Genomic DNA, 9,324 nt, shown 5'->3' with positions numbered 1-9,324 from the left:
GGGGATCGTAGCATCGAGCATGGCGGCGGTGTCCTTGTCTGGTTGCTTGGTCGCACAAACAACTTAACTCGGATCACTCGCCGCCACCTCATTCGTTCCCGCTAATCCGCGATGAACCTTTTTTTATGCCGCTCCGCGGCCGCAACACGCAACACGCGGCACGCAAAAACAGCCTAACAGCCTGGCTCTGGTATGTGGGGCGTACTTGCACGCGAAATTGCCTTTCCTGCGTTCTGGTAATCCGTTCAGATGGAGCTGCGCGGTGTCAGCGTTGCGGTGACGGGGCCTTTAGTTGCATGGAGCGTGGTGCGTGTTGCGTGCAGCGTTCTTCATACCGCTTTGCGGATCACCAGCTTGCCATCCTTCTCGTACAGTTCCCTGATGTCCGACGCCTTTTTGACCAGCTTCTGGGCTGTTTGCGCCATGACCTTGGTGTCAAAGCGATGCGCTGCGCCAGCATAGGACACCCAGTTGTTCTTCTGGGCAGGGTCCAGTTTCTTGCTGGCGACCAGATAGGCGTGCTTCTGCTGGCTGTAAAGCAGGTAGCCCAGAAAGTGGCTTTCGCTGTTCTGGCGGGCATGGTGAGGGTAGATCGGGACAAGATTGCGGAGCAGTTGGCCATTTTCCATGGGGCTCTCCTTGGCGGGCCGGACTGGGGTGGTGATTGCAGGGTGAATCATCTTCACATGTGATCACCGGACTGACAATCCACCAAAAGTTGAATAGCGACTTGTCCTTTTAGCGGGTAGCCGCGGTGGTGGCTGTGAACGGCGGCAGCTCCTGCTCCCGTTCCGGTTGCCACACTGGCAGGCCGGCCTGCCGGGCCAGCTCTACCATATCGGCAGTACCGCGCCCGCCGGGAAAGGCCACCAATGCCTGGGGCCGACCGTGGTGCAGCATGCGCCGGTTACGCATGGGCCCGGCGGCCCTGCCGTGGGCCTTCCAGTTGGCCGGGTAACTCACTTGATCCATGCCAGATTCTCGCGCCCACTGGCTGGCCAGCCGGTCTGCGCCACTGGCGTCACCGTGAATCAGCAGGCTGATGAGGCCTGCCCGACGCAGTCTTTCCAGACTGTCGGTGATGCATTCATCGTTGCGGTAATCCCTTCCGCCACACACAAGTACTCGCATGACACTGTCCATATGATCAGTCCACGGATAAGTATAAGCCTATGTGCAGTATGTTGCACCTCTGTGATAGCCCAAGATAACAGTGCCGAAAAGGGAGTGAATGCAGCTTCACGGCCCGTTGACAGAGGAGCAGACTAAACTTGTACAACTTAATTTTTCTGTACAGGTGTCGGTGTCATGGATTCAGCAGAGAAGATTCCGGTTGGTATCAGTGCCTGCCTGTTGGGCATGGAAGTCCGTCATGATGGTGGCCACAAGCATTCCCGCTACTGTACCGGGGTGCTGGCGAATCATTTTTCTTTCCGTTCGCTGTGTCCTGAAATGGGCTCCGGGCTGAGTACCCCCCGCAAGTCGCTACGTCTCGTTGAACGGGACGACCAGGTACGCATGGTCACCAGTGATGGTTTGCGTGATCACACCGATCTGATGAGCGACTTCGTGGAGAGAACCCTGCCGGGATTGGCTGGCCTGCGCGGCTTTATCCTGATGGCCAAATCACCGAGCTGCGGGATGGAACGGGTCAAGCTTTACCGCGAAGATGGCGAATTGCTCAATCGCGATGCCGATGGTCTGTTCGCCGCCGGGCTCAAGCGACATTTCCCGCTGATGCCGCTGGAAGAGGCTGGTCGCCTGAATGATGACACCTTGCGAGAAAACTTTATCGAGCGGGTGTTCCTCTACGATGATTGGTGTCAGCTGGTGAATGCCGGTCTGACGCCACAACGGCTGATTGATTTTCACAGTCGCCACAAGTTCCAGTTGCTGGCCCATTGTCAGCGTACCTATCGGCAGTTGGGGCCGATGCTCAGCAACCTCAAGACGCGTCCTCTCGAAGAGATTGCCAGTGATTACATCACTGCGGTCATGGAGGCCATGAAGAAGCGTGTGTCCCGTGGTGCCCACGTCAATACTCTGCAGCATCTGGCGGGTTTCCTGCGCGAGGGTCTCAGTCAGGCGGATCGCACCCTGATCAATGAGCAGATTGATGCCTACCTGCGCGAGGATGTCCCACTCATCGTGCCCATGACGCTACTGCGCGGCGCTCTGCGCAAGGTGGATCAGCCCTATCTGCAGGCGCAACGCTACCTGAACCCCTATCCCGATTCGCTGGGATTGAGGAATCGCGTGTGAGTGAAGCGACAGATACGCTGGCAGCCGATGAATGCGGTTACAGCATTCAGGCGGTGAGCGAGCGCTGCGGGGTGAACCCGGTGACCCTGCGTGCCTGGGAACGGCGTTATGGGCTGCTCAAGCCGTCGCGAACCGCCAAAGGGCATCGTCGTTATTCAGAAGCGCAGCTGGCGCGGGTACAGGCCGTGGTGCAGTGGCTGGAAAAGGGAGTGCCAATTCGTCAGGTACAGGCCTTGCTGGATTCCGCCTCGGCCGGTGATGAGCTGACGCCCGAACCGGTATGGCAGCAAGCCCGTGAAAAGGCCCTGGAAGCACTGGAAAGTCTCAACCTTCGTCGACTGGAGCAGCAACTTAACGGGCTGATCGCCGACTACGGCCATGCTCGCGTCATCGCCGAATTTTCCGACCCGCTGCGCGAGCAATTGTCCCTGTCTTCTTCTCTGTCATTGCAGGCGTCTCTGTTGCACAGCCTGTTGATGCAAAAGTGGTCGGGCAAGGCATTGTCCTTGTCGCCGGGCCGAAAGCGTAGCGGCTGGATGCTGGTGCCGCTGGGGGATCCGTTGGCTGCACTGGAGCTGGCCATGGTGATCAACGCGCCGCTGTGGTGTGTGGATCAGCCGATGGATTACGAGGCTCTGCGCCAATGCTTTGTGGCCACTCCATCCTTCGGGGTTATCTGGATTGCGGATGCTCTCCCGGGGGCAGCACAGCGTGCCCGCTGGCTACCAGCGGATACTGCGCCGTTCAGGGCGTGTATCTGGGGCCCGCTGGCTAGGCAACTGGCGGGTGATGCCGCTGGCCTGACAGTGCTCGAGGGAAGCCGCGAGGATGTGGCTGAGGCATTGCAGCAATACAACCTGGAGTCACTCTGATGAATCTGGTCTGGTACCGCAACGACCTGCGTGTTCATGCGCACCGTGCGCTGCAGGAAGCCCTGCAGGCACAGGGCCCGGTCATGGCGGTGTATTTTCTTTGTGATGGGCAATGGGACGAGCATGGCGTCGCGCCTTTGCGTCGCTGGTATGTACTGCACAGTCTGGCCGAGCTGGGCGAGCAGCTGGCACAGCGTGGCATTCCCCTGCATGTACTTGATGCTGGTGATTTTTCCCGGGTACCGGGAATGCTTGGCAGCCTGGTCAGGGAGCAGGGCATCCAGCAGGTGTTCTGTACCCGGGAATATCCGCTCAATGAGCGGCGACGGGATGAAGCCGTAGCCCTGCAACTGAAACAGCAAGGCGTGAGCATCCGTGGTTTCGACGACAGTGTGTTGGTGCCGCCAACCACCTTGCGAACCGGCAAGGGGACTCCTTACACAGTATTCAGTGCTTACAAGAAACGCTGGGATGTATGGCTGGAACAGCACTTTGCGCTGCCTTCCCTGCCGGACGGCCAGGTGTCGAAGCCGGTGGCATTCGTCGGCAAGGTGGCGGTGGAGGATGCCATCGACAAACTGGATGTGGATGCCTCGTTGACCCAGCTGTGGCAGCCGGGTGAACAGGCAGCGGCCCGTCAGCTGGAGCAATTCGTCAGTCGCTATCTGGGCGGTTACCGCAAGCACCGGGATTACCCTTCGCTGCCGGCCACCAGCAGCCTGTCCACGGCGCTGTCGGCGGGCACGCTGTCCCCGGCAAGCTGTTTTCATGCGGCCCGTCAGGTCATGGCCGATGCCGGCGCCCGGGATGGTGCCGCCTGCTGGATCGGTGAACTGGCGTGGCGGGATTTCTACCGTCAGATCATGGCCCAGTATCCGCGTCTCAGTTGGGGCAGGGCCTTCCGCCCGGAAACGGATTTGCTGGAGTGGGATAACGATGACTCGCTTTTCCAGGCCTGGTGCGAGGGACGCACGGGCTATCCGCTGGTGGATGCCGCCATGCGGCAACTGGTGGCCACCGGCTGGATGCACAACCGGCTGCGCATGGTCACTGCCATGTTCCTGAGCAAGCACCTGTGGCAGGACTGGCGTCGCGGCGAGGACTTTTTTATGCAGCACCTCATTGATGGCGACTTTGCTGCCAACAATGGCGGCTGGCAATGGAGTGCTTCTACAGGGACCGATGCGGTGCCGTATTTCCGGGTGTTCAACCCGATTCGACAAAGCCAGCGTTTTGATGCCGAGGGTAAATTCATTGCCCATTGGGTGCCGGAGCTGAAAGCAATGGATAACAAGACCATTCACGAACCCTGGAAGCAGCCCTTGCTGGTGCCGGACTATCCTGCGCCCATCGTGCCCCATGCGGGAGTGCGTGAGCGGGTAACGGAGTCTTTCAAAGGCGTGAAACAGGCTTATGATCAACTACAGGGGGTAGACGCATGAAGCAGCGCATTGCCATTGTCGGTGCCGGGATCAGCGGTTTGACCGCAGCCTGGTATCTGGCGCAGGAGCATGAGGTGGAAGTGTTCGAGGCGGGCGATTACCTCGGTGGCCATACCTGCACGGTGCCGGTAGAGCGGGACCATGGTCGCTATGCTATCGACATGGGATTTATTGTTTTCAACGACCGGACCTACCCCAATTACCTGAAGTTGCTGGATGAACTCGGCCTCGCCGGGCAGCCCACCTCTATGGGATTTGCAGTGAGTGACCAGCGTAATGGGCTGGAATACTGTGGTGATGGGCTGGGCGGCGTGTTTGCCCGCAAACGTGACTGGGTCAGTCCGGCCCACTGGCGATTCGTGCGTGAGATCCTTCGCTTCAACAAGGAAGCCACTGCACTGCTGGACGATCCGGAAGGGGACATGCCGCTGGGTGAATACCTGACCCGGCATGGCTACAGCGACCGGTTCCGTCGGGACTATGTGCTTGCCATGGGCGGGGCGATCTGGTCTTGCTCACTGGCGCAGATGGAAGCATTCCCGGCGCGGTTCTTTATCCGCTTCTTCGATCATCATGGCTTGCTGTCGCTGACCAACCGGCCGCAATGGTTTGTGGTGCCCGGCGGCTCCAATAAATACGTATCACCACTGGTGGAGCGTTGCCCTGCGACCTTCCATGTGTCTACACCTGTGCAATCCGTAACCCGCCATGCCAGCCATGTGACCGTGGTTGCCAACGGCGAGGCGCGGGAATTTGACCAGGTCATCTTTGCCTGCCATAGCGATCAGGTGCTGCCTATGCTGCAGGACCCGGATGCGCGGGAAAATTCCTGTCTCTCGCAGCTCGGCTATCAGGACAACGAGGTGGTGCTGCATACCGATACCCGCTTGCTGCCCAGGCGTGAGCGGGTCTGGTCCAGTTGGAATGCCATGCTCATGAAGCAGGATACCGATCGTATCCAGGTCACCTACAACATGAATATTCTGCAAGGCATTGAGGCGCCGGAAACGTTCTGCGTCACCCTTAATGCGACTGACAGAATTGATCCTGCCAAAGTGATTGAACGACGGCACTTTGCGCACCCCCTGTTTACGCCGGACACAGAAGCGGCCCGGGAGACCCTGCTGGCAGGTAATGGCAGTAACCGTACCTGGTATGCCGGTGCCTGGTGTCGCAATGGCTTCCATGAGGACGGTGTCGTGTCTGCACTCAAGGTGGTGGCAGTGCTTGGCAAAAAGAGGATGGCGGCATGATAGGCCAGGCGGTGGCCACGGGGCGGGTATGGCACCAGCGTAATGTGCCTTTCACTCACCATTTTGATTACCCCCTGTGGCTGGTGTGGTGCGATCTGGATCAGATTCCAGATCTGTTGGCGTCATCCCCCTGGTGGGGTCGGGCCTGGCGCCCGGTGGTGTTTCGCGACCGGGATTTTGTCGATGGCAGTGATACGCCCTTAATCGACAAGGTCCGGCACCAGGCCGCCGAGGCTGGCCTTGACTGGCAACAGGGCAGGGTGTGCATGCTTGGCCAATGGCGCACCTTCGGCACCCTGTTCAATCCGCTGGTGCTGTATCTGCACTTCCCGGAAGGCGCGGAGCAGCCCGATAGCATGTTGGCGGAAGTGCAGAACACGCCGTGGAAAGAAAAACATTTCTATGCGCTGCCGCTGACACAGGATGACTATGGGGCGCTGGCGGTGGACCATGAAAAGACCTTTCATGTCTCACCATTTCTGCCCATGGCACTGCGTTACCACTGGCGCCTTCACGTTGCCTTTCCCGACTTGCGCCTAGTGTTGAAAGATAAAAATGATGATGAAGTGGTGTTCGCCGCGGGGCTCAATCTGACTTTAATGCATCCGGAAAAGGCGCTCATGCGTAATGTCACTATAAGGATGGGCGCGAGAGGCTTTGCCACACTCAAGGGAATCTACTGGCAGGCGTTCAAACTCTGGCGAAAGGGCGCCCGCTTTTATCGTCACCCGCAACGGCATGACAGTGTTCAGCAAGAAAGCGAGAGGAGAGGGTAATGCAGTCTGGTGAAAGCGCGTCCAACAATTCGGTTGCCGTCAGCGATCAGGTCAGTGGCCTGACTGGTGTAGCGCGCCGACTGGTGCTCAAACAACTTGCAGCACTTCCCCATGGTGCCCTGCGTATCGAGGAGCCGGATGGCAATGTGATTCGTCTGGGTGGACATGACGAAGCCGGAGTCATCTTGCTGCGTGACTGGCGCACCTATTCGATGATGATGAGTGGTGGTGCTCTGGGTGCTGCCGAAGCCTACATGGAGGGCGGCTGGGACAGTCCGGATCTGGTGGCAGTGATTCGCTACTTCGCAGCCAACATTCAGGCCATGCGCACGCTGGAAGGTGGGCTGGCAAAAATTTCCAAGCCGGCCCTGAAACTGCTGCATCGTCACAATCGCAATTCCCTGCAGGGTTCCCGTCGCAACATCGCCGCTCATTATGATCTGGGCAACGACTTCTTCGCCCTGTTCCTGGATCGCTCGATGATGTATTCCAGTGCGGTTTATCCGCGACCGGATGCCGGGTTGGAGGAAGCAGCAGAACACAAACTGGATCTGGTCTGCCAACGGCTGGAACTGAAGCCGGGTATGGAAGTGCTGGAAATCGGCACTGGCTGGGGTGGCCTGGCGATTCATGCGGCAAAACATTATGGGGTCAATGTGACCACCACCACCATCTCCCGTGAACAGGCCCGCTATGCCAGAGAGGCGGTGAAAGTCGCCGGGCTGGAAGAGCGTATCACCATTCTGGAAAAGGATTATCGTGAGCTGGATGGCCGTTACGACCGGGTCGTTTCCATCGAGATGATTGAAGCCGTGGGGGCAGAATTCCTCCCGGGCTACTTCAAGGTACTGGGGGAAAGACTGAAGCCGGAAGGCAAATTGTTACTGCAGGCCATTACCGTGCCGGACCAGCGTTACGACTATGCTCGCAAGCAGGTGGATTTCATCAAGCGCTATATCTTCCCCGGCGGCTTCCTGCCCAGCGTATCGGTGATGACCGATCACTTCACTCGCCACACCGATCTGGTGGCCACAGAGCTGTATGACATCGGCCATGACTATGCCCGTACCCTGCATCACTGGCGTGAGCGTTTCCTGGCGGAGCTGCCCCGCATCCGCGAGCTGGGATTCGATGAGCGCTTCATTCGTATGTGGGATTACTACCTGTGCTATTGCGAAGGGGCTTTCCTGGAGCGAGCGATCAGTACTGTCCATATCGTGGCTAACGGGCCGAGCTGGCGTCCTGGCGCGCTCTGAAGCGCGCATCTGCAGTGTTTCGCTTCCTGGAAAGGAGAACCCACCCTGTCCGGCGAAGCGAAACACAACACCTACCCCTTCGCGTGCAGGCACGCTCCCACAGGGGGCAGGCTGAAAGTACGTGCGGCGTCTCGGGTCGGACATTCTACCCATTGAAAATGGTGGCTATCAGGCGCAGGTTTGGGAGAGAGGCGGGTGCTCAGACCCGCTGTCAGCCCGAATTTCCACGGGTTGTGGTATTATGCCCGCCTTATTTTTCGCCAATCTCTCTGGTTTGGCGGTAACCGATTGATATCCATCGATATTTTCTGGCGGTGAACGCAATGACGGCAGAAGCACAAGCGCTGGTACAGGCCCACCTGGCAAAGGTGGTGCAGGATGATTCGCTGACTGAAGAGCAGCGACTGGCCTACCGTGAACGTATCAAGACTTTGTTACGTGAACGTGACGCTGTGCTGGTAGCCCATTACTACACCGATCCGGAAATCCAGTCGCTGGCCGAAGAAACTGGGGGTTGCGTGTCCGACTCCCTGGAAATGGCCCGTTTCGGCAAGGAACACCCGGCCTCCACCCTGATCGTGGCCGGGGTGAAGTTCATGGGCGAAACCGCCAAGATCCTCAGCCCGGAAAAGCGCGTTTTCATGCCCACGCTGGAGGCTACCTGTTCCCTGGATATCGGCTGTCCCGAGCAGGAATTCTCTGATTTCTGCGACCAGCACCCTGACCGCACCGTGGTGGTATACGCCAATACCTCTGCGGCAGTGAAAGCCCGCGCCGACTGGGTGGTGACGTCGTCCATCGCGGTGGAACTGATCGAGCATCTGGACCACAACGGCGAGAAGATCCTCTGGGCTCCGGACAAGCATCTTGGCAGCTATGTGCGTGACAAGGCCGGCGCCGACGTACTGTGCTGGGATGGTGCCTGCATCGTTCACGAGGAGTTCAAGGCCCAGGGCCTGCTGGATCTCAAGAAGGCCTACCCGAATGCCGCCGTACTGGTGCACCCGGAATCCCCGGCCTCGGTGGTCGAAATCGCTGACGTGGTGGGCTCCACCTCGCAGCTGATCAAGGCGGCCTGCGACATGAACAACGACACCTTCATCGTGGCCACTGACAAGGGCATCTTCTACAAGATGCAGCAGCTGGCCCCGGAAAAGACCTTCCTGGAAGCGCCCACTGCCGGCTCCGGCGCCACCTGCCGCAGCTGCGCGCACTGCCCGTGGATGGCCATGAACGGCCTGCAGAACATGGTCGATGTGCTGGAAAGCGCGGACGGCAACGGCCAGGAAATCTTCGTCGATCCGGCCCTTGCCGAAAAAGCCATGATCCCGCTCAACCGCATGCTGGATTTCGGCAAGTCCCTGAAGGCCTGACGCCTTCCCCAACCTCTGTGTAGGGCGGAAAGGGTTCTGCCCTCTCCGCCATAACAAGCTACAAGCTGCAACGCGAGAAAGGTGATTGCT

At 58.9% G+C, this 9,324-nt stretch carries 9 protein-coding genes; 7 read left to right on the top strand and 2 right to left on the bottom strand.

Annotated elements, in window-relative coordinates; genetic code table 11:
• Positions 1–329: 329 nt before the first annotated feature.
• The gene (locus MWU49_RS09920; protein ID WP_246971414.1) at positions 330–629 is read right to left on the bottom strand and encodes a hypothetical protein; all 300 of its coding nucleotides are present in this window, start codon (positions 627–629) and stop codon (positions 330–332) included.
• 109 nt (positions 630–738) lie between these two features.
• Positions 739–1,131, bottom strand: coding sequence for a DUF2493 domain-containing protein (locus MWU49_RS09915; RefSeq protein WP_246971404.1), 393 nt, complete (start codon positions 1,129–1,131; stop codon positions 739–741).
• A 177-nt stretch (positions 1,132–1,308) separates the two neighbouring features.
• Here MWU49_RS09915 and MWU49_RS09910 point away from each other — a divergent pair, with 177 nt between their 5' ends.
• The 7 genes from MWU49_RS09910 (at position 1,309) to nadA (ending at position 9,234) form a co-directional block, all read left to right on the top strand.
• Positions 1,309–2,262 (top strand): DUF523 and DUF1722 domain-containing protein, encoded by a 954-nt coding sequence (locus tag MWU49_RS09910; RefSeq protein WP_246971402.1) that lies wholly within the window; start codon positions 1,309–1,311, stop codon positions 2,260–2,262.
• Positions 2,259–3,134 carry a MerR family transcriptional regulator gene (locus MWU49_RS09905; RefSeq protein ID WP_246971399.1) on the top strand — a complete coding sequence of 292 codons (876 nt, stop codon included), beginning with the start codon at positions 2,259–2,261 and terminating at the stop codon, positions 3,132–3,134. Before MWU49_RS09910 ends, MWU49_RS09905 begins: the two co-directional genes overlap by 4 nt.
• A complete protein-coding gene (locus tag MWU49_RS09900; RefSeq protein ID WP_246971395.1) occupies positions 3,134–4,576 on the top strand; it encodes a deoxyribodipyrimidine photo-lyase in 1,443 nt (480 codons plus the stop codon). The genes MWU49_RS09905 and MWU49_RS09900 overlap by 1 nt, the downstream gene beginning before the upstream one ends.
• On the top strand, positions 4,573–5,829 hold the full coding sequence (locus tag MWU49_RS09895; RefSeq protein WP_246971392.1) for an FAD-dependent oxidoreductase: 1,257 nt from the start codon (positions 4,573–4,575) through the stop codon (positions 5,827–5,829). The genes MWU49_RS09900 and MWU49_RS09895 overlap by 4 nt, the downstream gene beginning before the upstream one ends.
• Positions 5,826–6,605: a DUF1365 domain-containing protein gene (locus tag MWU49_RS09890; RefSeq protein WP_246971383.1), complete on the top strand. Its 780-nt coding sequence runs from the start codon at positions 5,826–5,828 to the stop codon at positions 6,603–6,605. Before MWU49_RS09895 ends, MWU49_RS09890 begins: the two co-directional genes overlap by 4 nt.
• A complete protein-coding gene (locus tag MWU49_RS09885; RefSeq protein ID WP_246971381.1) occupies positions 6,605–7,861 on the top strand; it encodes a cyclopropane-fatty-acyl-phospholipid synthase family protein in 1,257 nt (418 codons plus the stop codon). Before MWU49_RS09890 ends, MWU49_RS09885 begins: the two co-directional genes overlap by 1 nt.
• A gap of 323 nt (positions 7,862–8,184) precedes the next feature.
• Positions 8,185–9,234 (top strand): quinolinate synthase NadA, encoded by a 1,050-nt coding sequence (gene nadA / locus MWU49_RS09880; protein ID WP_246971379.1) that lies wholly within the window; start codon positions 8,185–8,187, stop codon positions 9,232–9,234.
• The last annotated feature ends 90 nt before the right edge of the window (positions 9,235–9,324 follow it).

Origin of the sequence: Alcanivorax sp. S6407 (genome assembly GCF_023016115.1) — a bacterium.
GTDB lineage: Bacteria > Pseudomonadota > Gammaproteobacteria > Pseudomonadales > Alcanivoracaceae > Alcanivorax.
This window is presented reverse-complemented; position numbering and strand designations above follow the sequence as displayed.

What these genes read in the sequence shown, in the direction of transcription:
- MWU49_RS09895 (WP_246971392.1), top strand. Translation starts at nt 4,573, where the DNA reads ATGAAGCAGCGCATTGCCATTGTCGGTGCCGGGATCAGCGGTTTGACC.
- MWU49_RS09900 (WP_246971395.1), top strand. Translation starts at nt 3,134, where the DNA reads ATGAATCTGGTCTGGTACCGCAACGACCTGCGTGTTCATGCGCACCGT.
- MWU49_RS09885 (WP_246971381.1), top strand. Translation starts at nt 6,605, where the DNA reads ATGCAGTCTGGTGAAAGCGCGTCCAACAATTCGGTTGCCGTCAGCGAT.
- MWU49_RS09915 (WP_246971404.1), bottom strand. Translation starts at nt 1,131, where the DNA reads ATGCGAGTACTTGTGTGTGGCGGAAGGGATTACCGCAACGATGAATGC.
- nadA (WP_246971379.1), top strand. Translation starts at nt 8,185, where the DNA reads ATGACGGCAGAAGCACAAGCGCTGGTACAGGCCCACCTGGCAAAGGTG.
- MWU49_RS09910 (WP_246971402.1), top strand. Translation starts at nt 1,309, where the DNA reads ATGGATTCAGCAGAGAAGATTCCGGTTGGTATCAGTGCCTGCCTGTTG.
- MWU49_RS09890 (WP_246971383.1), top strand. Translation starts at nt 5,826, where the DNA reads ATGATAGGCCAGGCGGTGGCCACGGGGCGGGTATGGCACCAGCGTAAT.
- MWU49_RS09920 (WP_246971414.1), bottom strand. Translation starts at nt 629, where the DNA reads ATGGAAAATGGCCAACTGCTCCGCAATCTTGTCCCGATCTACCCTCAC.